This window comes from Sphingobacterium multivorum (assembly GCF_900457465.1).
Classification (GTDB): domain Bacteria; phylum Bacteroidota; class Bacteroidia; order Sphingobacteriales; family Sphingobacteriaceae; genus Sphingobacterium; species Sphingobacterium multivorum.
Genome location: NZ_UAUU01000011.1, coordinates 1 through 24,228 on the forward strand (window position 1 = coordinate 1; position 24,228 = coordinate 24,228).

Genomic DNA, 24,228 nt, shown 5'->3' on the forward strand with positions numbered 1-24,228 from the left:
GCGGCTGGAATACCTCCTTTCTAGAGTATCGAAGATCGGTGCTCGTCACGTTACATATGATTGCAAAGAAGAAAAACATCAGAAGAAAGTGCCCGCCCCGAAAGGAGCAGGACCGAGAGAGATAGATGAACAGGAAATAGCTAGTCCCGTAGCTCAGTTGGTTAGAGCACTACACTGATAATGTAGGGGTCAGCAGTTCAAATCTGCTCGGGACTACGAAAAGTTAAGGGGAATTAGCTCAGCTGGCTAGAGCACCTGCCTTGCACGCAGGGGGTCAACGGTTCGAATCCGTTATTCTCCACATCTCCGGGAGGAACATCGACAGATGCTCCGAAGAAACAAACCGGAAAAAGAGTTCTTTGACATATTGAAAGAGAAAAAAAATTACAAGAGAAGACAACAGTATAGAGACAATACGTGTATGTGTTTGATGTAGAGAGGAGACCCTCGGTGAATGCCGAACGAATCTCTGCGTAGCATATGGGTATATATATCAAAAGCAGCCGCATAGTAGCAAAAGGCTATGCCGGTGAAGAAAGTAAATAAGGGCACACGGGGGATGCCTAGGCTCTCAGAGGCGAAGAAGGACGTGATAAGCTGCGATAAGCTACGGGGATTGGCAAATGCGAACCGATCCGTAGATTTCCGAATGGGGCAACCTGACTATTTGAAGAATAGTCGTATAAAACGCGAACGCGCTGAACTGAAACATCTAAGTAGGCGTAGGAGAAGAAAATAACAATGATTTCCCAAGTAGTGGCGAGCGAACGGGAAAGAGCCCAAACCGTTTATGTTACGGCATAGACGGGGTTGTAGGACCACGACATTGTACAGCGCTATGAACTGGAAGCAGGTGGGAAACTGCGCGACAAGGGTGAGAGCCCCGTACAGGTAAAGAATGTTGACATAGTGGTATCCTGAGTACCGCGGGACCGGAGAAATCCTGTGGGAATCCACCAGCACCATCTGGTAAGGCTAAATACTCCTGAGAGACCGATAGTGAACCAGTACCGTGAGGGAAAGGTGAAAAGAACCCCGAACAGGGGAGTGAAAAGAACCTGAAACCGTGTGCTTACAAGCGGTTGGAGCAGGCAGGTCCTGTGACAGCGTGCCTTTTGCATAATGAGCCTACGAGTTACTCTTGTCTGGCAAGGTTAAGTCCTTCAGGGACGCAGCCGAAGCGAAAGCGAGTCTTAATAGGGCGCATAGTCAGATGAGGTAGACGCGAAACCTTGTGATCTACCCTTGGGCAGGTTGAAGTTGCAGTAACATGTAATGGAGGACCGAACCGATAAACGTTGAAAAGTTTCCGGATGACCTGAGGGTAGGGGTGAAAGGCCAATCAAACTGGGAAATAGCTCGTACTCCCCGAAATGTTTTTAGGAACAGCGTCGGCGTAGAGTTTGATAGAGGTAGAGCTACCGATTGGGTGCGGGGGAGTCAAATCCTACCAAATCCAGACGAACTCCGAATGCTATCAAATATAGCCGGCAGTGAGGCTTTGGGTGCTAAGGTCCAAGGCCGAGAGGGAAAGAACCCAGACCATCAGCTAAGGTCCCCAAATTCGTTCTAAGTTGAACTAACGAGGTCCGGTTGCCCAGACAGCTAGGATGTTGGCTTGGAAGCAGCCATTCATTTAAAGAGTGCGTAACAGCTCACTAGTCGAGCGGCCGGGCGTGGATAATAAACGGGCATCAAGAACGGTACCGAAGCTATGGATTTGCATTGAAAGATATGCATCTGGTAGGGGAGCATTCCATCGCCGGGGAAGCAGTTTGGCAATGAACTGTGGAGGTTATGGAAAAGCAAATGTAGGCATAAGTAACGATAAGGCGGGTGAGAAACCCGCCCACCGAAAGACCAAGGTTTCCTGATCAACGTTAATCGGATCAGGGTCAGTCGGGACCTAAGGCGCACCCGAAGGGGGCAAGCCGATGGACAACTGGTTAATATTCCAGTACTCTTCATAACTGCGATGTGGTGACGGAGTAGTGACACTGCCGCGAACTGACGGAATAGTTCGTTGAAAGGCGTAGGTATTGGAGTTGTAGGCAAATCCGCAACTCTAGCTGAAACCCAATAGTACAGCAAAGCTCCGGTGGCGCTGATAGAGCAGGTAAACAGACTTCCAAGAAAACCCGCTAAGCTTCAGGTTATGAAGACCCGTACCGCAAACCGACACAGGTGGTCGAGGAGAGAATCCTAAGGTGCTCGAGTGAGTCATGGCTAAGGAACTCGGCAAAATGGCCCTGTAACTTCGGGAGAAGGGGCGCTGTCTCTGAGAGGAGCAGCCGCAGTGAAAAGGCCCAGGCGACTGTTTAACAAAAACATATGGCTTTGCAAAATCGCAAGATGAAGTATAAGGCCTGACACCTGCCCGGTGCTGGAAGGTTAAGAGGGGATGTCATCGCAAGAGAAGCATTGAATCGAAGCCCCAGTAAACGGCGGCCGTAACTATAACGGTCCTAAGGTAGCGAAATTCCTTGTCGGGTAAGTTCCGACCTGCACGAATGGTGTAACGATCTGGGCGCTGTCTCAGCCATGAGCTCGGTGAAATTGTGGTATCGGTGAAGACGCCGATTACCCGCAACGGGACGGAAAGACCCCATGCACCTTCACTATAGCTTAACATTGAGATTGGGTACAGGATGTGTAGGATAGGCGGGAGATGTTGAAGTGGCTTCGCCAGGAGTCATGGAATCAACCTTGAAATACCGCCCTTTCTGTATTCGGTTTCTAACTCCTTAATGAGGAGGACATTGTTTGGTGGGTAGTTTGACTGGGGTGGTCGCCTCCAAAAAGGTAACGGAGGCTTTCAAAGGTAAGCTCAGTACGCTTGGTAACCGTACGCGGAGTGCAATGGCATAAGCTTGCTTGACTGTGAGACCGACAAGTCGAACAGGGTCGAAAGACGGACATAGTGATCCGGTGGTTCTGTATGGAAGGGCCATCGCTCAAAGGATAAAAGGTACGCTGGGGATAACAGGCTGATCTCCCCCAAGAGCTCATATCGACGGGGAGGTTTGGCACCTCGATGTCGGCTCGTCACATCCTGGGGCTGGAGAAGGTCCCAAGGGTTGGGCTGTTCGCCCATTAAAGTGGCACGCGAGCTGGGTTCAGAACGTCGCGAGACAGTTCGGTCCCTATCTGTTGTGGGCGTTGGAAGTTTGAGTGGATCTGACCTTAGTACGAGAGGACCGGGTTGGACAGACCTCTGGTGAACCTGTTATGCCGCCAGGTGTACGGCAGGGTAGCTACGTCTGGAATAGATAAGCGCTGAAAGCATCTAAGTGCGAAACTAGCCACGAGATGAGACTTCCTTATAGGGTCGTAGAAGATGACTACGTTGATAGGCCATAGGTGTAAAGGTTGAGAGACCAAAGCCAAGTGGTACTAATAGCCCGAAGCTTTCTCAAGCAGACAGACACTGTTGTCTTCCTCTTTAATTTTTAAAATGATCTTTCAATATATATGTCAGTTGGCCTGACGATGATATATTATCATAAGACAGACCAATAAAGATTTTTAGGTGCCTATATCGGCGGTGTCTACCTCTTCCCATTCCGAACAGAGTAGTCAAGCCCGCCAGAGCCGATGGTATTGCCGTAACAGGTGGGAGAGTAGGTCGGTGCCTTTTTTTACACGGAAGCCCTTGCTGGAAACAGTCAAGGGCTTCTTTCGTTTAGCTACCTGCCTATCTATTACTGTAAAAATAGTGTTTATCCTTACAACTGATATCTTTTACAATGACGCAACAATGGGTGATGTCATAGTGCTTTGTTCCTGAGCAATAATACAATTATGATTTTTATTGAGTAACTTTGCAGCGCAATGGGTACATTATTGGACAACGGAATTAAACCGTATAATCATTACGGGGCTTATTTAAAGCAAAAGTATAACGGACAGAAAGTGTTTAAAGTGATTGTGGATGGTAATTTTACCTGCCCCAATCGTGATGGTAGTAAGGGCTATGGTGGTTGTACGTACTGTAATGTAGATTCTTTTACACCGGATACTGCCCGGAAAATTCCTTCTATACGCGAGCAGGTGGAATCGGGTATTGAAAGAGCACGTAATAGCTATGGCGCTGAGAAGTTTATTATTTATTTCCAGCCAAATACAAATACATATGCGCCGACTCATCTACTGAAGATGATGTATGATGAGGCTTTAAGTATTGATCCTGAAAATACTTTGGGTCTTTCTGTGGGTACACGTCCTGATTGTTTGGATTTTGAAAAGATAGCATTGTTGGAGTCTTATACAGATCGTTACGATGTGGATTTGGAAATGGGTATGGAATCTATTTACAACGATACATTGGAGCAGATCAATAGAGGCTGTTCTCACGACGAATTTGTTCAGGCCATGAATATGCTGAAAGATACTCCGTTGGAGCTTTGTGTGCATACCATCTTTGGCTTCCCGTGGGAATCTGAAGAAATGATGTTGAAATATGCAGATGAAATCAACCGCTTTCCACAAATTAAATTTGTGAAGTTGCATCACTTACATATTGTAGAGGGATCTATTATGGGCGTTAAGTTCAAACGTGAGCCTTTTGAACTTTTCTCGATAGAAGGTTATACGGAATTCTTAGCAAAGTTTATTCCTCGATTGCGTCCTGATCTGATCATTCAACGTATTTTCGGGATTGCAGATAAAGAATTGTTAATTGCTCCGAATTGGGGCTTACCGAAATCAGGTATTCAAACATACATCGATAAGGGATTGGAAGCACGTCAGGTCGTGCAGGGGAGTCTTTTTTAGCCGTTCCTAATATTTTATACTCTTTTGATAGATCATTGTATGCTATCGCGTTTAATGAATATATTCAGCGCTATAAAAACAGCAAAGGCTTCTCTAATGAAGCCTTTGCTGTTTACCTACAAAAAAAGGGTACGATTACCATCTTTATTTAGCCCTCAACAATTGTTTTTAGATCGGCTGGAGAGTAATTGATGGATTTTAACGTTTTATTGTCAGCTGTTCTGAATACCAGAAATTTGCCATCAACTTCTTTATAATAGGATTCTACACCTTTTAATTTATAGTGCTCCTGTGTAGCGATGGCTTCTGCTTCGTCTTTACATGCTTTGCTCATATTGGAACGTTGAACTTCATCAAAAAGAGCAGAGAATTTATCTTTTAAACCAAATTCCAATACCGCTCCAGCAAGTACATATTGAATGTCACATAGCGCATCTGCAATCTCGACCAAATCTTTATCCCGGATGGCCTCTTCTAATTCTTTTAATTCCTCAGCGATCAACGATACCCGTAAGGCACATCTTTGTTCAGATGGAATAGTAGGCGTGTCTAGGATTGGATGTTGGAATGTTTTATGGAATTCCGCAACGGATGAAAGTGTTTTCGGATCAGTCATATTCTTTGTTTTATTATTTGAAAGAGCAAATATAAAAAATAAAGGACGGTTAACTGAATGACCGTCCTTTATTTTTATTTATCTGCTTAAGCGATTAAATCAGGTGCTTTAACTGCACGATTTCACGCTCTTCTAAATATCTCCAACGGCCACGTGGAAGGTCTTTTTTCGTTAAGTTTGCATAAACCACACGATCCAATTTAACGACTTCATATCCTAATGACTCAAAAATACGACGTACGATACGATTTTTCCCCGAGTGGATTTGGATACCGACTTCACGTTTCGATCCGCCTTGAACATAGCTCAAGTCATCTGGTTTAATTACACCGTCCTCTAATTCGATACCAAAGCTGATTTTGTTAAAATCGCCTTGTGTAAGGCTTTTGTTTAACTCGACATTATAGATTTTGCTGATGCTGTTGCGCGGGTGTGAAAGTTTTTCAGCAAGACTACCATCATTTGTCATCAAAAGTAGTCCTGTTGTGTTTCTGTCAAGACGACCAACAGGATAGATTCTTTCTTTTGTCGCTTTAGAAACAAGTTCCATTACGGTATGACGCTCCTGCGGATCATCTGTAGTCGTGATATAATCTTTTGGTTTGTTCAACAAAACATAAACATTTTTTTCACGTTTTAGACGTTCGTTGTTGTAACGGATTTCATCTGTTGCAGGATCCACCTTGGTACCCAATTCCGTAACAGGTTCTCCATTTACCCAAATAACACCAGCAGTGATAAGCTCATCCGCTTTACGTCTTGAACAGATACCAGCATTGGCGATGTAACGATTTAAACGAACTAAGCCGTCATCTTCTGCATCCTCTGCTTTTTTCTTTGGACGTTTAATATATTGTTTATCACCAAAGTTTTTGTTGTCGTCAAAATTTCTACTTTTATCGCCATCAAACTTTCTGTTAGAAGGTCTTGAAGAGTCATTTCTGTCTGAACGTTTGAAACTGTCTCTTTTGTCAAAAGAACGCTCTGATCTATCGAATGATCTTGGGCTGTCATTTCTGTCTGAACGTTTGAAGTTATCTTTTTTATCGAAAGAACGCTCTGAACGGTCAAAAGATCTTGGAGCGTCATTTCTGTCTGAACGTTTGAAACTGTCTCTTTTGTCAAAAGAACGTTCTGAACGGTCAAAAGATCTTGAAGAGTCATTTCTGTCTGAACGTTTGAAACTATCTCTTTTATCAAAAGAACGCTCTGAACGGTCAAAAGATCTTGAGGAATCATTTCTATCTGTACGTTTGAAACTATCTCTTTTATCAAAAGAACGTTCTGAACGGTCAAAAGATCTTGAAGAGTCATTTCTATCGGAACGTTTGAAGTTATCTTTTTTGTCAAAAGAACGTTCTGATCTATCAAATTTATTGAAGGAATCTTTTTTGTCAAAAGATCTTGAAGAATCATTTTTATCAAATGAGCGGCCTCCTCTACCAAAGGATTTTTCTGAATTATCTTTTGAACGGAAGGAATTGTTATCTCCTCGGAAGGAAGGTTTGTCTGAGAATTTTTTAGATCCGAATGATCTGTTCTCACGATTATCATCTTTTCTGAAAGAGCCTCTTTCAGATTGGTCATTCGACCCATATGATTTTTTTCCGAAACTATTGTTCTTATCGCCTCTAGATTTGAAACTATCTGAGTTGCCTCGTGACTTTCTGGAGTTGTCATCACGACTGTTCCTTTTATTGCTGAATGGCATTGTGTTTTGCTAAAATGTGAACGACAAAGTTAGGTATAATTTTGGGTTTTGCGAAAAAATCCTTATCTTTTTGTCTTTTCTTGAATTTGCTGCGTTTTTACGCTAACAAACCCGCTTTAAGTTGTCTAGAATGTAACTATTTGTTTTTTAAATAAATAGTGTTTACCTTTGTACCCTTGAATTTGAACCAAGCTATTTTTTGATCGATTGCAGTCGTGGATAGGGTAGCATTAAGGGAGTGAATGATAAGAAAGAAAGTTTTATGTAGTAGTTTGATTTTGTTTGCTTTATTGCTGTCAAAGTTATACTCAACCCCACACAACAATGCTTCAAACGGCGATAAGATCGTTGAACCGAAGCTCGTAGTAGTTCCCGTTCATCATGGGGATGAAGAAGAAAAAAAAGAAAAAAGCAATTCCTTTGAATCGTATATGAATTCATTGACATTTGCCGAAGATTCATTACCGATGGATCGTCCGCTTGTGGAAAGTAAATTGCGTAAATTTTTCAGTCGATTCTCGTTTAAAAAAACAGGATCGTACGATATGCACAAAAAGGCAGAGACCTACTTGCCTATGATTGCAAAGATCCTTAAATCACATGGTATTCCGGAAGATTTCAAGTACATTCCATTGGTGGAAAGTGGCCTTAGTAAAGCTGTTGTTTCATCGAAGGGAGCTGGTGGCTATTGGCAATTTATGCCGGCAACAGCCCGTTTGTATGGCTTAAAAGTCAATGGTACGGTAGACGACCGAAAGGATCTTGTTAAATCTACGCATGCTGCAGCGAGATACCTCAAATACCTCTATGGCCAATTTGGTAACTGGACCTTGGTTGCTGCGGCGTATAATGTTGGTGATGGCAGTTTAAGAGGTTCTATAAGAAGACAAAAAAAGGACGACTATTTTGCCTTGAAATTGAATAATGAAACGGGTTCGTATGTGTACAAACTTGTTTCTATGAAGGAAATTATCGAACATCCACAGAAGCATGGCTATTCACGTTATGCCAATAAAGAAAGTGAGACGTTGGATAAGGAACCGAACATGCTGTAAAATAGTGTACTTCACAATAAAAAGGGCTTTCCACTGCATAGTGGAAAGCCCTTTTTATTGTACTGTCTTTAATCAGACCTGTAGTATTGTTCTATTTTTACCTCAGATCGACGATGTCGAAGCCTTTATAATCATTTTTGTTGAATACGAATAGACTACCGGAAAGCGCCTTATTACCTTCCTGAGAAGTTAATGTATACGTATAGCGATTACCACTTTTATCAAATACGGTGGTATCATAGATCAGACTGCTTGCTTTGTTAATGCGCAGCTTGATCTTTGAATAGTTTTTTTTGCTATCAAGAGGACTTAATTCAACAACACTTAGTGTAAGCCCTTTTACCTTTTCTGTATTGGTCAAGGTATATTTAAAACCGGTGGTATAAAAGCTGAATATATTTGTTGGATTGATCTCGTTGGTCGAATTGCTTGCTTCTGAGATTTCAACTTCTTTTTCCGCTTTCATGATATTCCACTGTGTCTTGGAATCCGATATCAATACTTGATTTTTGGTATTGAGCTGGTACTTGTTGTTACTCTTGTCCAGGTATATTGTTCCGGCATCAGTATGCGAGCCGCCATTAGCTTGTTTAATATCTAATGAGAAATTGGCCTGTATTGTTTTGTATGCATTGTACTTTTGGCTTACTTTCGTCAGTAGCGCCTTGGCAGCAGCGTCATTTTGTGCATAACTGTTTTGGCTGTATGCCATGATTAGCAGACCTACAATAAACCATACTTGTTTTTTCATCTTAGTTGTCCTTTCTTAACGTCTCCAAAAATTGTTCTAATGAATACTCATCTGGATAAAGCACTTCCCGGGCCTTACTTCCTTCAAATGGACCTACAATTCCTGCAGCTTCCAATTGATCGATGATTCGTCCTGCTCTGTTATAACCCAATTTTAATTTACGTTGGATTAATGACGTAGAGCCTTGCTGATGCATGACAATCAATCGGGCAGCTTCTTCGAACAACTGATCGCGGTCTTTGGGGTCAAAATCTACACTACCAGAACCATCTCCGTTTTCGTCTACGTACTCCGGAAGCATAAATGCCGAAGGATAGCCTCGTTGCGCACCGATGTAATCGGAAATTTGTTCAACCTCAGGCGTATCCACAAAAGCACATTGAATACGTATCAAATCACTTCCAGTCGCTAGAAGCATGTCACCCCGACCGATCAACTGATCTGCACCGCCTGTATCTAGAATGGTCCGTGAATCGACTTTCGACAACACACGGAATGCCAGACGTGCAGGGAAGTTGGCCTTGATTGTACCGGTAATGATATTGACAGAAGGACGCTGGGTTGCAATAACCAGGTGAATTCCTACCGCACGGGCCAATTGTGCCAATCGTGCAATCGGTGTTTCGACCTCTTTTCCTGCTGTCATCATCAAGTCGGCAAACTCATCAACAATAAGAACGATATATGGTAAGAATCGATGACCCTCCTCAGGGTTTAATCTGCGATTGATAAATTTTGCATTATATTCCTTTAAATTCCGTACCTGCGCATTTTTTAACAAATCATAACGTTGATCCATTTCTATACAGAGGGAATTTAAGGTGTTGATTACTTTCTTCGTATCGGTGATAATCGCATCTCCGTCGTCAGGCAATTTTGCAAGGAAGTGGCGCTCTACTTTTTTGAATAGAGAAAGTTCCACTTTCTTAGGGTCAACAAGGACAAATTTTAGTTCGGCTGGATGCTTTTTATACAGTAGAGAGGTCAGAATCGCGTTAATACCTACTGATTTACCTTGCCCGGTAGCCCCCGCAACCAGAAGGTGAGGCATTTTAGCTAAATCGGCAATATACACTTCATTTGAAATTGTCTTACCTAAAGCGATCGGGAGATCCATATCTGTTTTCTGAAACTTCTCCGTAGCAAGGACCGATCGCATGGACACCATTTCCGGACTGGAGTTTGGTACCTCAATACCAATAGTTCCTTTTCCGGGCATCGGTGCAATGATCCGGATACCTAAGGCCGCAAGACTTAAGGCAATGTCATCTTCCAGATTTTTGATTTTTGAAATCCGTACACCTGGTTTTGGTATAATTTCATACAAAGTCACCGTTGGTCCTATCGTTGCCTTGATGCTTTCGATCTCGATGCTATAGTTTCTCAGTGTATCAACAATCCTATTTTTGTTCGCTTCGAGTTCCTGTTGATTGATGGTAATTTTACCACCACCATAGTCCTTCAATAAATCCAATGCCGGATGTTGGTAGCCAGAAAGATCCAATTTTGGGTCATACTGTCCGAATTGGGCCACAAGATCACTGGCGGTAATTTCTTTTTCCTCTTTGATATCTTCGACCACCAGACCGGGTACTGCATCGGGTTCAATAATAGCTTCTGGCTCTCGTTGGGGTTCTGCTTCGATTTTCGGCGCTTGATATTCCTGGATTAACGGTAAGTCTTCGGCTTCAAATTCTTCATTTGGCTGATCAATTGTAAAACTGATTGAAGGTGTATTCTCTGTTCTTTCAAGCGGACTATCGTCGAAGGTGAGCACCACTTTGTCCTTCGGATCAATTTGTACTTCGGGTACAGGTGATGCGTAAAGGCAGGACGCTGAAGTTCTTCCTGTACCTCTTTGTCCCGAGCAGATTGAAATCGCTCATTGATTGACGTTGACCGTTGGAAAGATTCTCGCACCGACTGGATGGAATCATCTTCAATATGAATTTTGTTTCTAAGATTTTGTGGAGCGTATTCATCCTCATCCTCTTCGTCCGTATCTTCGGAGAATGACTTGGATTTCCTGTTACTGAATAGGACAAATTTAAAATCGAGGTTGTAAAGTAAGATCAATGTCGTCAGGTAGGCAAAAGCCAATATACAGCCAACGCCGACAATGCCAACTTGTGCTTCCAATAATTTATTGGTCCAAAAGCCAAATTTGCCCTCAAGCATATGCGGTGTATCGGCCATAAATCCATGCAGGAAGCCTAATGTTACCGAGATAAAAACGATAGCAACGAAAGAATAGACTACCGTACGGTACAACGGAAGTAATGATTTCTTGAACAACAGGCGATATCCTAAAATGAATAATACCGGGATAAAAAGAAAAGATGCGACACCAAACCATTCGTACATGAATTGGTTGGCAAGCAATGCACCAAATTTCCCTAGTTTATTGTCAACAACGGGTAGATCAACACTTTCATCATGAATTTCTTCCGTAGATCTAAATAATGTTGACCATCCGCCATTAGTTTTTGCGATATAACTTTGATCGTCTTCCCAAGTGAATAGGTAGGATACGAAAGCGGTAGCAAATGCTAATGAAAGCAAGATCAATAAAATCCCTAATATCTTGACAGCCTTTTGCTGTGCATCAGAATAATCTCTTGGTACACTATTTTTTTGACTTTTTTCTTTTTTAAATGTTGTTGATTCCTTTTGAGGGGCACGTTTGCCGGAAACTGAATTCCCTGTCTGCCTAAATGTATTTCCTTTGTTTGACATTGAAAAGCTCACAATTATACTGCTTACAAACTTAGTTATTTTGATAGTATTTTAAAGATGCCGATAGCCTAATTATTTTAAGTTTGTCGTTTTTTATGAATGAATAAATTTAGATGTAGCTAAAAAGCTTGATAGTTATAATGACTAGCAAATACTATGCCCTGCAAATGGGGTTGACCAAAGAATGTGGATATCAATATAGATTGCCACTGTTTTGGTGTATTCGTTGGAGTTGCTGTAAAATATGTAGTTTTACGAATAAAAATAACAGAGCGGATGAACAAGTTTGAAATACGAAAAGCGACTTTAGCTGATAAAGAACGGATTTGGGAAATTATACAACAAGCAATTGCCCTCAGGAAAGAACAAGGTAGCCGACAATGGCAAGATGGTTATCCGAATGAAGATGTGGTGCAGTCGGATATTGATAAGGGCTACGGGCATGTCGTTGAAGTGGAGCGTAGGATTGTAGGTTATGTTGCTATTATTTTTGATGTCGAACCTGCATATAATGATATTGACGGAAAATGGTTAAGTGATGGTCCTTATGTCGGTATACACCGACTGGCCTCGGCGCAGGATCCGCATATGAAAGGTGTGGGGACGGCTATTATGTCCGGGGTGGAGGAGATCGCTGTTGATCATGACGTTTATAGTATTAAGGTGGATACTAATTTTGACAATGGGGGTATGCTGCATGTGTTCGAAAAGTTGGGATACCACTATTGTGGGGAGGTACATTTTAGAGGCGCATCACGTAAGGCATTTGAAAAGCTATTAAAATAATCTAACCGATTTTTTCAGCGGATGAAGAATAGCATTGGATTGCATAAAAAAGTCCCTTTTGAACAAATCAAAAGGGACTTTTTTATATTTATGGATTATTAAATCAGGATACTGCTGATCATTAATCTGCAATAATCAAGTAGTAATTCTTTTTACCGCGTTGTGCAACTATATATTTATTGTTTACAAGGTGATTGTCCGTAATCGAATCTTCAATATCGGTTGCTTTTTCTCGGTTGATAGAAACGCCGCCGCCCTGAAGCATTTTGCGGGCTTCACCTTTTGAGGGGAATACCTGTGTCTGAACAGCTAGTAAATCAAGAATATTGATGCCTGCTGCGAGATCTGCTTTAGCGACCTGAAACTGCGGAATGCCTTCAAATACCTCTAAAACTGCGTCGTGATCTAAGTTGTTTAAGAATTCTAAAGAGCCATTTCCAAAAAGAAATTCAGAAGTTTTGATCGCAGTTTCGTACGCTTCTTCGGAGTGGGTACGAATGGTGATATCTTTTGCCAGTGCTTTTTGAACTAAACGTAAGTGTGGCGCTGCATCATGTTCTGCAATAATGGACTCAATTTCTTCCTGAGGTTTGAGTGTAAAAATTTTGATCCAGTTTTTAGCATCATCATCTGACGTATTCAACCAAAATTGGTAGTACTTATACGGAGAAGTTTTTTTTTGGATCTAACCATATGGCACCAGATTCGGTCTTTCCAAATTTCTGGCCGTCGGCTTTTTTGATTAATTGCGTCGTGATGGCATAGGCTGTTCCCTGATCTTGGCGACGGATCATTTCGCTTCCTGTTACGATGTTACCCCATTGGTCCGACCCGCCCATTTGAACTTTACAGTTGTGGTGCTTCCAAAGATAGTAGAAGTCATATCCTTGAATCAATTGATAGGTAAACTCTGTAAATGAGAGACCATTGTCGCCTTCCAGACGTTTTTTTACAGAATCTTTTGACATCATATAGTTAACGGTAATCATTTTACCGATATCACGAATAAAATCCAAAAATTTAAAATCTTTAAACCAGTCGTAATTATTAACCATTTGGGCGTCATTTTCCCCTTCTCCAAATTCAAGAAATTTGCCTAACTGCTTTTTCAGACAAGCGACATTATGCTGTAAGGTAGCTTCGTCCAACAAGTTACGCTCTGCAGATTTGAAAGAAGGGTCTCCGATCATGCCTGTTGCTCCTCCAACCAGGGCAACTGGTTTGTGGCCTGCATTTTGGAAATGGATCAACGTCATGATTTGCGTCAAGTGTCCTACGTGTAGAGAGTCGCCTGTGGGATCAAAGCCGATATAACCAGCGACTTTTTCTTTATTCAGTAAGTCTTCAGTGCCTGGCATAATATCTTGCAACATGCCTCTCCAACGTAATTCTTCTACAAAGCTCATTGTTAAATGGATTTAATTTTTTAATTTACAAGATGCAAAGATAGGAGATTAAGCGTATATTGAGCGAATTATTTCCCATAAAAGCACACGCTAATAAGCTGGTATGAATTTTTTATCACATTTCTATTTTGAACGGTTTTCAACTAATCCCGAACGTATGGTGGGTGGATTGTTACCCGATCTATTAAAAAATGCGGATAAATCCTTTATGCTAAAACCGCGTCAGTATGAAGATGAGCTCTTGGACAATCCTTTACTGGAACAATTGTACATAGGCTGGAATCGTCATATCGAGGTCGATCGTCTATTTCACAATTCACCTTACTTTTTTCATCATACACATCAGCTGAAACTAAAAATCCAGTCTAGTTTAGCCGGGCTGCCTATCCGTCCGTCCTTTATGGCCCATATTGCGTTGGAGCTATTGTTGGATCATATCCTAACACAAAATAAAGCGGTCTCCATCGATAAATTCTACGCTGCACTGGTACATGTCAATGAAGATGCTGTTCGGAAGTTTTTGAAAATTAATCAGCTGAGTGATATTCCTAAGTTTGAAAAGTTCTATCATCAGTTTATTGAGTGGGCGTATATTTATGACTATGCACAGGTAGAAAAAATTGCAAGTGCGCTTTTCAATATTTGTAAGCGATTGTGGAAATTTGAAGTTTCAGTGGAGCAAAGACAGCTTCTGACAGAACAGCTGATTTCCTATTTACATACGCAGATGACCGATTATCAAGAAATTTACCAGTATATTCAATATGAGCTGGTGGACTTTAATTAGTCTGTCAGAAAATACCAATAGTATAAGACCTTGAAAATATTTATTTTCGCATAATTTTAAGTATCAAAAACTAAATTTACATGTCACATAGACTTTTTCGGAAGAAAAGTGTTGATCAGATTCTGCATGACACTCAAAAAGAGGAGGGGACGGGCCTTGCAAAGGTATTGGGGGTAACAGATCTGGTTTCGTTGGGTATCGCCGCTATTGTAGGGGCTGGAATCTTCAGCACAATTGGATTGGCGAGTTATGAAGGTGGACCAGCGGTATCACTCCTCTTCGTTTTTACGGCTTTTGCCTGTGTTTTTACGGCATTGGCCTATGCGCAATTTGCCAGTACAGTTCCTGTGTCTGGCTCAGCATATACATACGCTTATGTGGCCTTTGGTGAGTTGTTTGCATGGATTATAGGTTGGGCATTGGTCTTGGAGTATGCTGTTTCCAATACGGTTATTGCCATTTCCTGGTCGCAGTATTTTGTCTCCATGCTGGAGGGCTTTGGACTCCACATACCGGCTTGGTTGTCCATGGCGCCAGGCTATGCTTATGATGCTGTAGAGAAGATGAACCAACATGGTGCGGCTGCACTGACCGCAATCGACCAACATGGTCTGGATGCTTTTAATAGTGCACCACGAATAGGAGGAATGCCTATTATTTTCGATTTACCAGCAGGTGTCATTACATTTTTGGTTACTTGGTTGGTTTATATCGGAATCAAAGAGTCCCAGAAAGCGAGTATGATTATGGTTATGATCAAGGTAGCGATTATCCTTGCCGTAATTTTTGGGGGTATATTTTTCATTAAACCTGAAAATTGGACACCTTTTGCGCCGAACGGCCTCAAAGGTGTACTCGGAAGTGTGGCCGCGGTTTTCTTTGCCTTTATCGGATTCGATTCGATCTCCACAACTGCCGAAGAGTGTAAAAACCCGCAGCGCGATCTACCTAAGGCGATGATCTATTGCCTATTGATTTGTACTGTATTGTATGTCGCTATTACCTTAGTCTTGACGGGGATGGTTAATTACACCGAATTAAATGTGAAGGATCCGCTTGCTTTCGTGTTTAAATATGTGGGTTTCGACCATATGGCCGGAATTATATCGGTGACCTCTGTGATTGCCATCACCAGTGCCTTGCTGGTGTATCAATTGGCGCAACCAAGAATCTGGATGACGATGAGTCGGGATGGTTTGTTGTGGAAGAAATTTGCGACCATTCACCCAAAATATAAAACACCTTCGTTTGCAACTATTGTAACGGGTTTGGTGGTTGCTATCCCTTCGTTATTTTTTAAAATGGATTTCTTTGTGGATTTAACGAGCGTCGGTACCTTTTTTGCCTTTATACTTGTGTGCGCCGGTGTATTGTATATGGATTATTCGGGTTTATCGGCAAAATCCAAATTTAAAGTTCCTTACATCAACGGTAAGTATTTGGTTGGTGCAGGGCTACTGATTGCTATTGTGTTTATTTTTAGCTATGCGCAAGAGACGATACAGGAGTGGAAATCGCTTACCATCCTTGAAATTCTAGAACATAAAATGTTAGTCATCATATTTTGGTTAACTTGGCTTGGACTGGGGATTTATAGCTTTAAAATGAACTTTTCCCTATTGCCTGTCGTTGGTATTCTGATCAATCTGTATTTAATGACGGAGCTGGGGGCAAGTAACTGGATAATATTTGTGATCTGGCTCGTGATTGGATTGGCTGTATATTTTATGTATGGCTATAAACATTCAAAGTTAAATAAACAGGCGCAAGCCTAGTATAGGAGAAGCGTCGTACAGTAATGGATCAAAGAAAAGGAGCTATCTGCATAAAAGATAGCTCCTTTTTTTTAATATCATGGACTTATTAGAATCTCCATAAAAGGATCCGGCTTACCTTATTACCTTGTTCCATGCGGATCACTTCGGTCTCTTTTACGTTTATTTTCTTTAGTTTGTGTTGTAGAAAGCGAATGTCTTCGCGGTGGGCAACTAATGTTGTGAACCATTTTACTTGATCTTTGTGAAATTGGCTTTCAAAGATCATGCGTGACAAGAACGCTTTTTCACCACCATCGCACCATAACTCGCTTCCTTGTCCAGAAAATGCCTGTGTGACCGGTTTTTCGTCTATTTTAGCGTCTTTGATACCTGTGGTCTTACGGATGGACTGCTGTAAAGCCTCGGTCTGAGAGCTAAAAAATGGGGGATTACAGATCACCACATCATATTTTTCCCCTGGAAGAATAATGTCTTTGAATATGGCCTTCGGATTATTTTGGAGGCGGATCTGTATGCTCTTTTTTAAGCTCATATTTGTCCGTGTTATCTCGATGGCGTTTTTGTATGCGCTCTTGATGATTTCAGACCCTACAAAGCTCCATCCATACTCCTGATGTCCGATGATGGGGTAGATACAATTTGCACCAACACCGATGTCGAGGACGTGGATGTTTCCGCCTTTTGGAATTTCACCATTATTGTCCCTTGCAAGAACGTCTGCGATATAATGAATATAATCTGCCCGGCCCGGAATAGGGGGGCAAAGATTCTCTTTGGGGATATCCCAGTGTTGAATGTGGTAATATTTTTTTTAGAAGTGCCTTGTTTAACGTTTTAACAGCATCGGGGTTGTTAAAATCAATGGACTTTACTTTATACGCATTTTCTATAACAAAATCTTTGAGCGAAGGTTCCACTTTGCTCAATTCTTCAAAATTGTAGTTATCGAGATGTCTATTTCTAGGATGTAATTTCTTTTTTGGATTAGCGTCTGCCATGATGTATTATTTGCAACAAAAGTAATGCAATTCTATTGAATAAAAAAGGTGATGCTTGAGCATCACCTTGAGGAGTCTTAATCTTTCCGTATGAGATGGACCTCTGAAGTCTGTGGAAAATTGAGCGGAACCCGTTCAATTGTAACAAAGCTGGAATCTAAACCAAAACCTTTTTCTTCGGACAAACTCATTTTTTTGAGGTAACCATAGATGTCCATAATTACTTTTTCTATCCATGTCATCTGGTTGGTTTTGGAGAGTACTTTTTCCAAAACAACAAACTTAAAGTCACCAGGAATATTGTGTTTACGTAGGGTGTCGTATTGACTGGTGATGTCAATTTCACCTTTTTTCACCATTTCCTCAACTACTTTTCTGAACAGTAGACTGATGCGCTGTTCCTCTCTAAAGCCAAGTTTAAAATCAACCCGTATTAACTTACCCGGGATAAGCTGATCGATTGAATATTCTTTTGTATGTGGATGATCCATCACATCAACGTGGACGAGCCAATATACATCCGCACGTTTTGGCTTTTTATTAATAATTGAATAAATAATTTTAGCCTCTATCTCGGATTTGAAATTTGCACTTGTCAGATAGACCAAATGCGACGCATAGGGAGGGACGGATTTGTCCTCGCTCAATTCGGAGATAATGGGGTAGTATTTATTGATGTTAATGAAGTTAACAAAACGATTTTTAATTTTTCGCGCTGTGTACCAGCAATACATTGTTATATATAGCGCAGTAGCAAGCAGAAGAGTCAACCAACCACCATGGGCTATTTTGACACCATTTCCTATTAAGAAAGTTAGTTCAATAACAAAATAAGCAATCAAAAATACCGCAATTAGTACACGGTTGACTTTTTTCATGGCGAGGAAGTATCCCATTAAAATCGTGGTCATCAATACCGTTAAATTGATCGCAAGACCATAGGCTGCATCCATACGGCTTGATTCTTCAAAAACCCAGATGACAATCATACAGCCGACCCATAAAATTAAATTGATGGATGGTACATACAACTGACCTTTATGTTCACTGGGGTAGCGGATAGCCACCTTGGGCCATATATTCAACCGTACTGCTTCCGAGATTAAGGTATAGGATCCGGATATCATGGCTTGACTGGCGATGACCGCTGCAATCGTCGCGATAGCGATACCGTAGCCTATAAACCAATCGGGCATGATTGAGTAGAACGGATTTTCACCTCCAAGGACGCGTCCTTCCTGTGTCAACAACCAGGCTCCTTGTCCGAAATAATTTAGTATAAGTGTGATTTTTACGTAGATCCAGCTGATACGGATATTGTTTTTACCACAGTGTCCCATATCCGAATACAATGCTTCGGCACCTGTAGTACATAAAAACACGGCACCGATCAGTAATAGCGAATGGGGGTAGGTAATCAAAATATGGAAAGCATAATAGGGGTTGATCGCTTTCATCACTTCTGGTGCGAGGTGAAGATGAGATAAACCGATTACACCAATGATTGTAAACCAGATGGTCATCAATGGGCCGAAAACCTTTCCTACAACAGATGTTCCAAATCGTTGGATAATAAACAATAAGGAGATAATTGTAACTACAATAGGTACTGTAGGTAATCCTGGGAATTTGAGATCCAAACCTTCAATAGCCGAGGATATTGTGATGGCAGGGGTGATCATTCCGTCCGCTAACAAGGTCGCTGCACCGATCATCGCCGGGAAAATTAACCAAGGGGCACGTTTGCGTACCAATGAATAGAGGGATAGGATACCGCCTTCACCTTTATTGTCTGCCCGGAGTGTGATCCAAACATACTTTACTGTTGTTTGGAGCGTCAGTGTCCAAAAAACACAGGATAGCCCGCCCAAGACTAAGTCTTTTTGAATGGCTCCTTGTCCCATGATTGCTTTGAAAACATACAATGGAGAAGTTCCGATATCTCCAAAAACGATTCCTAAACTGATCAATAATCCGGCGAAACTCACCTTATTGATACTGTTGTGATGACTGTTGTCTGCCATTTATCAATTATTTTATTTCAAAATATACTGCAAAAATATACTTTTTGCCTGTACTTTAAGTAGGTACATTTCCTGCGCCAAATTTTAGCATTTACTTTGACATGCGCAAGAGCTGTTAAAATTTGTTAAAAGAAACTTAGAATGAATCTATTTGCTGAAAAACTTTTAAACAAAATACTAACTTTGTTGTTGATAATTCAAATAGTTAGCGTTATATTTGATTAAACCGTAACCAGTATTTGAAGTCTAATTTAACACTATGGGGAGAAATCTACTTAAAGCAGCTTGTTTAACACTTTTATCCGCACTGACATTGTGTAGCGGGTTGACTCGGGTGTATGCAAAGTCTCCTTATGACCATACTATTTCGCAACATATTTGGGACGGCAGTGAGGCATTCGGAGAAGATAATAACATCAAGGAGACAGAGAAACTTATCAATAATGTGAAGGTTTTCTACAATCCGATTGCTGAACAAATAAATCTTTCTTTTAAATTGGCAAAATCGTCGAGTGTGTCTATCAAAGTAATGGATGCATTGGGCAATGAGATTCTCCAATTAATGAATGGTAATCTGGATTCAGGAATTCAAAATCTTTCCTTTGAGCATGGTGGGAAATTAACGACAGGATTTTACTTTGTACGCGTAGTTGCAGGTTCGGAAACCGTGGTGAAAAGATTTTCTATTCGATAAGAAAGTAACATTTTTCGATAAAAAGGTAATTTGTAATGTACGTTCATTCGTATACATAAAACAGCAAAGGGGATCAAATGATCCCCTTTGCTATTTTATGTATAGCTTGATTTGTTAATTTTGGTCTTGTTGTAGTTCTTCGATCCACAGTCCATCATCTTGAATGATCTTGATCAATTCATCTAAGGCATGGGCTGAACTCACATTTTTCTTAACCACCTGCTGACCTCTATATAATGTCACTTTATCAGGGCCCGCCCCAACATAACCATAGTCTGCATCTGCCATTTCTCCAGGGCCATTAACAATACAGCCCATGATTCCAATTTTTAAGCCTTTTAAGTGATTGGTACGGCTTCGGATCATCTGCGTGGTTTCTTGGAGATCAAATAAGGTTCTGCCACAGCTTGGACAGGAAATATATTCTGTCTTGGATATTCTGGATCGTGTCGCCTGTAAAATTCCGAACGAAAGTGAGGCGATATTTTCCAATGCCGTTGCCGGAGAGTCAATCCAAATTCCTGAACCTAAACCATCAATTAATAATGCCCCTAGATCTGTAGAAGCGTACAGCTGTATTTTTGATATCGGTTCTTCGGGATTCATAAAATCACCAATGGGTCCTGAGAATTCTTCCGCTAAATAAGAACGCTTGATAATGACAGGATTGTCAATACCGATTTCCTGCAGATTTCGAAAGAACTGTCTTTGATCTGCCATACCGTGCAAGTAATCGGTTTCTACGATAAATACGATTGTTTTGTCTAGCTGTAAGGATTCAAACAATGGGGTTAATAAATCTGAATTACAGATTTTGACCATATTCAGGACTTTATCCTTATTGTCTGACTTTACGAATTCTTCTAAGGTAAAGAGGGGATGAATATTGGTTTGATCGGTAAGTTTTGACCAGGTATTATAGTTATATACTTGCTTCAGATTTGCCGGCATCGTAAAGGATGGTAAACTGTCTGCGAGATAAACAAAGTCTACAGACTGCTCACCCATGTGGTATTTATCTAATAGGATATCGTAGCGATAACCTACTTTGGTAAGGATCTGAGCGTCCTTTAGATTTTCCTTAGAAATGTCGACCACAACCCTAGGTACCAAAGAGCCGCCGATGAAGGTATTTACTTCTTGGCTGGCATAAGCAATATGTGGTGTCTCCGGAGAGAGCTGAACAATCTCTTGTTTGGGCTGACTCGCGATGTTTGCCTTTCTTTTGCTATATCTATTGACAAGTGCTATAGCGACCGGAGCTTCCCGTTCAGGCTCTTCGGTTAGCGATACACGTACCGTATCGCCCAATCCATCTTCCAACAGTGTTCCGATACCGACGGCAGATTTTACACGACCATCTTCACCGTCTCCAGCTTCAGTTACACCGAGATGTAGGGGATAGTTCATGTTTTCGGAAACCATTTTTTCGACCAGCAATCGATAGGCTTTGACCATGACCTGCGGGTTGGACGATTTCATGGAGATACAGAGATTGTAGAAACTCAGATCTTCACACATCCGGATAAACTCCATGGCTGATTCGACCATCCCTTCCGGAGTGTCACCATAATGACTCATGATCCTATCCGAAAGTGAGCCGTGGTTGGTACCAATACGCATAGCGGTACCATTTTCCTTACAGATATTTACGAGCGGAGTGAATTTTTGATAGATGCGATCTAACTCGCGCTTGTATTCAGCATCGGTATAAGATAGCTGATCAAATTTCTTCTTGTCTGCATAGTTACCGGGATTGACCCTTACTTTCTCGACGATGCGCGCAGCGACCTCGGCAGCATTTGGTGTAAAATGAATATCAGCGACTAAAGGGACTTTATAGCCTCTTCTGCGAAGTTCATCTTTTATGTTAGCTAAATTTTGCGCTTCTTTAATACTTGGAGCGGTAATACGAACGTATTCGCAGCCCGCCTCTACCATTCGAATGGTCTGCTCAACTGAGCCCATCGTATCCATTGTATCTACCGTAGTCATACTTTGAATACGAATGGGATTATCGCCACCCATGGGAATATCACCGATCTGAATTTCCCTTGTTTTCCATCTCGAATAATCTACCTTGGAATTGCAATAGATTCCAGGTAATGTCAACATATTACTTGTGTCCATATCTAACACAAAGTTAGCTTTTCTTGACTAAAAATCGGGTGTCAATTAATATCTTCTAATTTTTATTGACGCGATGCCACCGTTGATATCGAAATCGAATTTTTGAGCGGCAGAGTCGTAATTTGTCGATTTTACTTCGCCTTCACTTTTTAGGAAATCGCCCTCATAATCTGTCGAGGATAATGCATTGTCGCTTGTAATACGACAGGCCGCGTTTTTGGGGATGGAGATTTCAATAGAGGAGGCTCCAGCATCCATAGAAATTTTAGTTGTTGCCAGCGGTTGACCTAATTTTAACTTTAGACTAGTCGCTCCAGCATCGATATCCAATGTTTCTATCTTGTAGGGTGAAAGATCTAACCTGGCATCAATTGCACCTACATCAAAATTCAGATTCCATAGGATGTTGGGGTTTAAAGCGATAAACGTATTGTTGTTTTTGCTGTTAAAATCCTTGTTTTTGAATTTTCCCTTTAGGTTGATATCTAATTTGTCTGCAGATTCTCCATGTACAGTTATGCCCAGTAGATATTCTTTTGAGGTGTTAAATGCCGAGAAGATTTCTGAAGTAGTGCTACTATCATTTCTTAATGAAGTGGCCCCCAAATCGAGGTTTAGGGTAGCACTATGGATTTTATCATCCAGCGGGACGTTTAATTTTTCTGTTGTATAATTTGTTTTATCGTTGGGATCGTCGACATTGATGTTGACGCCTTTACTTTTTAAAAGCTGTGTTAAAAGTGGTTCCTTTGGTGTCGACAGCCCTATGTAAGTCAAAAAACCTAAAATTACGACGGTAGAACCGATGGCGACAAACTGTCCAATCTGTTGGTCTTTGGGTACCAGCATACGAATTCCGGCAAGCACAATAAACAGCGGCCAGTATCTAAAAATACCTACCCAGTTGAAAGAAATTGTGTTGAGCTGTGATAATAATAAGACAACTCCTATAAAGAGAATGGTGATACCAGTTGTTATTCTTCGTGTATTCATAACTAATTCCGTTTGTTAATATATCTCAAAAGTAAGTCGCTTTGGGAGATACCGTATGAATGTTTAGGCTATTATACATAAAAAATCGGTAAATGTGACTAATTGATCGGTAAGTAATTTCGTTTTTCGTATACTTTTTGGGTTTTTGCTTGTTTATATATTTGCTGGAATTAATTACCTTTAATGGATAGCTTGGCTCAGTATAGCCGTTAAATTGGCGTAATACATTGAAATTAAATAGATAATATGATCTTTCATCACATTGGTGCATATCTCATACTCCTGAAATCAGTTTTTAAAAGACCGGAGAAAGGGCGAATTTATTGGAAGGAAACAGTATTGGCAATGACCGATATTGGTATAGGATCTCTAGGACTTATCGTTATTATTTCCACCTTCATTGGCGCTGTTATGACCATGCAAATTGCCTTTCAGATGGTATCCGACTTGATCCCAAATTCAATTATAGGTTCGATCAACCGGGATTCAAATATTTTGGAATTAGGACCGACGATCTCGGGATTGGTCTTAATGGGGAAAATTGGGTCGTCTATATCTTCACAGATCGGATCCATGCGTGTTACAGAGCAGATTGATGCTTTGGAAATTATGGGGATCAATGCTCCTGGTTATTTGATATTACCCAAAATATTGGCGGGTATCACCATGATTCCGATGTTGGTGATTATTTCTATCGTGTGCGCTTTAGTGGGCGGTTTGTTAGGTGGATCCCTTTCGGGCGCTGTGACACAGGCGGATTATATTTTAGGAATTCAAGATGGCTTCAACGGCTTCACGGTGACAGTTGCCCTTGTTAAAGCTGTTTTGTTTGGGTTTATTATTACCTCGATATCTGCTTATAAAGGGTATAATGTAAAGGGCGGAGCGTTGGAAGTTGGGCAAGCTAGCACAGAAGCAGTTGTCGTTGGCTGTATAACTATTCTTGCGGCGGATTATGTGATAACCGCATTAATGCTTTAAAAAGATTTT

At 41.1% G+C, this 24,228-nt stretch carries 15 protein-coding genes, 2 tRNA genes, 2 rRNA genes and 2 pseudogenes; 11 read left to right on the forward strand and 10 right to left on the reverse strand.

The window, feature by feature from the left end:
- Window positions 1-142: 142 nt before the first annotated feature.
- The 5 genes from DTA23_RS16885 to mnmL all read left to right on the forward strand — a co-directional run bounded on the left by DTA23_RS16885 (window position 143) and on the right by mnmL (window position 4,773).
- Window positions 143-216: transfer RNA gene (locus DTA23_RS16885), tRNA-Ile, on the forward strand.
- Between the two features lie 11 nt (window positions 217-227).
- Window positions 228-301, forward strand: a tRNA-Ala gene (locus tag DTA23_RS16890).
- A 231-nt stretch (window positions 302-532) separates the two neighbouring features.
- Window positions 533-3,416 (forward strand): 23S ribosomal RNA (locus DTA23_RS16895).
- 109 nt (window positions 3,417-3,525) lie between these two features.
- Window positions 3,526-3,637: ribosomal RNA gene (gene rrf / locus DTA23_RS16900) — 5S ribosomal RNA — on the forward strand.
- Window positions 3,638-3,831: 194 nt separating this feature from the next.
- Entirely contained in the window at window positions 3,832-4,773 is a 942-nt protein-coding gene (mnmL, locus tag DTA23_RS16905; protein WP_070570068.1) for a tRNA modification radical SAM protein MnmL/YtqA, read from the forward strand.
- 148 nt (window positions 4,774-4,921) lie between these two features.
- Here mnmL and DTA23_RS16910 read toward each other — a convergent pair whose 3' ends face one another.
- Window positions 4,922-5,389, reverse strand: coding sequence for a pyrophosphohydrolase domain-containing protein (locus tag DTA23_RS16910; RefSeq protein WP_070570070.1), 468 nt, complete (start codon window positions 5,387-5,389; stop codon window positions 4,922-4,924).
- A 94-nt stretch (window positions 5,390-5,483) separates the two neighbouring features.
- Complete coding sequence (locus DTA23_RS16915) at window positions 5,484-7,100, reverse strand: pseudouridine synthase (RefSeq protein ID WP_112375475.1); 1,617 nt, start codon at window positions 7,098-7,100, stop codon at window positions 5,484-5,486.
- Window positions 7,101-7,342: 242 nt separating this feature from the next.
- On the opposite strand from DTA23_RS16915, the gene DTA23_RS16920 reads away from it, so the two are divergent.
- On the forward strand, window positions 7,343-8,155 hold the full coding sequence (locus tag DTA23_RS16920; RefSeq protein WP_112375476.1) for a lytic transglycosylase domain-containing protein: 813 nt from the start codon (window positions 7,343-7,345) through the stop codon (window positions 8,153-8,155).
- A 97-nt stretch (window positions 8,156-8,252) separates the two neighbouring features.
- On the opposite strand, the gene lolA1 is transcribed toward DTA23_RS16920, so the two are convergent.
- Both lolA1 and DTA23_RS30470 read right to left on the reverse strand, forming a co-directional pair.
- Window positions 8,253-8,906 (reverse strand): outer membrane lipoprotein periplasmic chaperone LolA1, encoded by a 654-nt coding sequence (gene lolA1, locus DTA23_RS16925; RefSeq protein ID WP_112375477.1) that lies wholly within the window; start codon window positions 8,904-8,906, stop codon window positions 8,253-8,255.
- Window position 8,907: 1 nt separating this feature from the next.
- A pseudogene (locus DTA23_RS30470) lies at window positions 8,908-11,642 on the reverse strand (FtsK/SpoIIIE family DNA translocase).
- A gap of 276 nt (window positions 11,643-11,918) precedes the next feature.
- Here DTA23_RS30470 and DTA23_RS16940 point away from each other — a divergent pair.
- Window positions 11,919-12,428: a GNAT family N-acetyltransferase gene (locus DTA23_RS16940; RefSeq protein ID WP_112375478.1), complete on the forward strand. Its 510-nt coding sequence runs from the start codon at window positions 11,919-11,921 to the stop codon at window positions 12,426-12,428.
- 121 nt (window positions 12,429-12,549) lie between these two features.
- Here the strand turns inward: DTA23_RS16940 and tyrS are convergent.
- Window positions 12,550-13,834 (reverse strand): annotated as a pseudogene (gene tyrS, locus DTA23_RS16945) (tyrosine--tRNA ligase).
- A 103-nt stretch (window positions 13,835-13,937) separates the two neighbouring features.
- Here tyrS and DTA23_RS16950 point away from each other — a divergent pair.
- Both DTA23_RS16950 and DTA23_RS16955 read left to right on the forward strand, forming a co-directional pair.
- Window positions 13,938-14,621: an ACP phosphodiesterase gene (locus DTA23_RS16950; RefSeq protein WP_112375479.1), complete on the forward strand. Its 684-nt coding sequence runs from the start codon at window positions 13,938-13,940 to the stop codon at window positions 14,619-14,621.
- An 80-nt stretch (window positions 14,622-14,701) separates the two neighbouring features.
- Window positions 14,702-16,396 (forward strand): amino acid permease, encoded by a 1,695-nt coding sequence (locus DTA23_RS16955; RefSeq protein ID WP_112375480.1) that lies wholly within the window; start codon window positions 14,702-14,704, stop codon window positions 16,394-16,396.
- A gap of 88 nt (window positions 16,397-16,484) precedes the next feature.
- Here the strand turns inward: DTA23_RS16955 and rlmF are convergent, their stop codons facing one another.
- The 3 genes from rlmF to DTA23_RS16965 all read right to left on the reverse strand — a co-directional run bounded on the left by rlmF (window position 16,485) and on the right by DTA23_RS16965 (window position 19,421).
- Window positions 16,485-17,195, reverse strand: a complete 711-nt coding sequence (gene rlmF, locus DTA23_RS16960) for a 23S rRNA (adenine(1618)-N(6))-methyltransferase RlmF (protein WP_370445154.1) — start codon at window positions 17,193-17,195, stop codon at window positions 16,485-16,487.
- Entirely contained in the window at window positions 17,095-17,397 is a 303-nt protein-coding gene (locus tag DTA23_RS29315; protein ID WP_256604112.1) for an RlmF-related methyltransferase, read from the reverse strand. Before DTA23_RS29315 ends, rlmF begins: the two co-directional genes overlap by 101 nt.
- A 77-nt stretch (window positions 17,398-17,474) precedes the next feature.
- On the reverse strand, window positions 17,475-19,421 hold the full coding sequence (locus tag DTA23_RS16965; RefSeq protein ID WP_046671947.1) for a KUP/HAK/KT family potassium transporter: 1,947 nt from the start codon (window positions 19,419-19,421) through the stop codon (window positions 17,475-17,477).
- Between the two features lie 259 nt (window positions 19,422-19,680).
- On the opposite strand from DTA23_RS16965, the gene DTA23_RS16970 reads away from it, so the two are divergent.
- Entirely contained in the window at window positions 19,681-20,115 is a 435-nt protein-coding gene (locus DTA23_RS16970; protein ID WP_070563202.1) for a T9SS type A sorting domain-containing protein, read from the forward strand.
- Between the two features lie 114 nt (window positions 20,116-20,229).
- Here DTA23_RS16970 and ispG read toward each other — a convergent pair whose 3' ends face one another.
- Window positions 20,230-22,245: a (E)-4-hydroxy-3-methylbut-2-enyl-diphosphate synthase gene (gene ispG, locus DTA23_RS16975; protein WP_172462447.1), complete on the reverse strand. Its 2,016-nt coding sequence runs from the start codon at window positions 22,243-22,245 to the stop codon at window positions 20,230-20,232.
- Window positions 22,246-22,290: 45 nt separating this feature from the next.
- Window positions 22,291-23,238: a toast rack family protein gene (locus DTA23_RS16980; RefSeq protein WP_112375482.1), complete on the reverse strand. Its 948-nt coding sequence runs from the start codon at window positions 23,236-23,238 to the stop codon at window positions 22,291-22,293.
- A gap of 246 nt (window positions 23,239-23,484) precedes the next feature.
- On the opposite strand from DTA23_RS16980, the gene DTA23_RS16985 reads away from it, so the two are divergent.
- Entirely contained in the window at window positions 23,485-24,219 is a 735-nt protein-coding gene (locus tag DTA23_RS16985; protein ID WP_112375483.1) for an MlaE family ABC transporter permease, read from the forward strand.
- The last annotated feature ends 9 nt before the right edge of the window (window positions 24,220-24,228 follow it).

Coding starts and splice junctions, on each gene's coding strand:
- DTA23_RS16985 (WP_112375483.1), top strand. CDS start 23,485: ATGATCTTTCATCACATTGGTGCATATCTCATACTCCTGAAATCAGTT.
- DTA23_RS16955 (WP_112375480.1), top strand. CDS start 14,702: ATGTCACATAGACTTTTTCGGAAGAAAAGTGTTGATCAGATTCTGCAT.
- DTA23_RS16980 (WP_112375482.1), bottom strand. CDS start 23,238: ATGAATACACGAAGAATAACAACTGGTATCACCATTCTCTTTATAGGA.
- DTA23_RS16965 (WP_046671947.1), bottom strand. CDS start 19,421: ATGGCAGACAACAGTCATCACAACAGTATCAATAAGGTGAGTTTCGCC.
- ispG (WP_172462447.1), bottom strand. CDS start 22,245: ATGGACACAAGTAATATGTTGACATTACCTGGAATCTATTGCAATTCC.
- DTA23_RS16970 (WP_070563202.1), top strand. CDS start 19,681: ATGGGGAGAAATCTACTTAAAGCAGCTTGTTTAACACTTTTATCCGCA.
- DTA23_RS16950 (WP_112375479.1), top strand. CDS start 13,938: ATGAATTTTTTATCACATTTCTATTTTGAACGGTTTTCAACTAATCCC.
- DTA23_RS16910 (WP_070570070.1), bottom strand. CDS start 5,389: ATGACTGATCCGAAAACACTTTCATCCGTTGCGGAATTCCATAAAACA.
- DTA23_RS16915 (WP_112375475.1), bottom strand. CDS start 7,100: ATGCCATTCAGCAATAAAAGGAACAGTCGTGATGACAACTCCAGAAAG.
- DTA23_RS29315 (WP_256604112.1), bottom strand. CDS start 17,397: ATGGCAGACGCTAATCCAAAAAAGAAATTACATCCTAGAAATAGACAT.
- DTA23_RS16920 (WP_112375476.1), top strand. CDS start 7,343: ATGATAAGAAAGAAAGTTTTATGTAGTAGTTTGATTTTGTTTGCTTTA.
- lolA1 (WP_112375477.1), bottom strand. CDS start 8,906: ATGAAAAAACAAGTATGGTTTATTGTAGGTCTGCTAATCATGGCATAC.
- mnmL (WP_070570068.1), top strand. CDS start 3,832: ATGGGTACATTATTGGACAACGGAATTAAACCGTATAATCATTACGGG.
- DTA23_RS16940 (WP_112375478.1), top strand. CDS start 11,919: ATGAACAAGTTTGAAATACGAAAAGCGACTTTAGCTGATAAAGAACGG.